This window comes from Neisseria sp. P0021.S006 (assembly GCF_051956895.1).
The window spans coordinates 1-458 of record NZ_JBQCWZ010001226.1 but is presented as its reverse complement, the minus strand read 5'-3'; the positions used below and the strand labels follow the sequence as shown (position 1 = coordinate 458).

Below are 458 nucleotides of genomic sequence, written 5' to 3'. Positions count from 1 at the left end.
TTTGTAAAAACCTACTGCCAAAAATGCGAAACTGGAGGATAATACCGCCCTGAAATTTCATCCCATACTGATTAAACCTTCAACAAAGGAAATCCAAATGTCTTCCATCAAACGCGCCCTGATCAGCCTATCCGACAAGACAGGCGCAGTCGAATTTGCCCAAACCCTGACCAAGCTCGGTGTTGAAATTCTCTCTACCGGCGGTACAGCAAAACTCTTGGCTGATGCAGGCGTTCCCGTTATCGAAGTTGCCGACTATACCGGCTTTCCCGAAATGCTCGACGGCCGCGTGAAAACCCTGCATCCGAAAATCCACGGCGGTATCCTCGGCCGTCGCGATTTGGACGAACACGTCGCCAAGATGGAAGAACACGGCATCGGCAACATCGACCTCGTGTGCGTCAACCTCTACCCCTTCGCCGCCACCATCGCCAAACCAAACTGCACGCTGGCAGACG

General features: G+C 52.6%; 1 pseudogene. It reads left to right on the top strand.

Features of this window, described 5'->3' with window-relative positions:
- Nucleotides 1-97 precede the first annotated feature (97 nt).
- Nucleotides 98-458: pseudogene (gene purH / locus ACTHUM_RS19605) on the top strand (bifunctional phosphoribosylaminoimidazolecarboxamide formyltransferase/IMP cyclohydrolase); the annotation flags it as partial.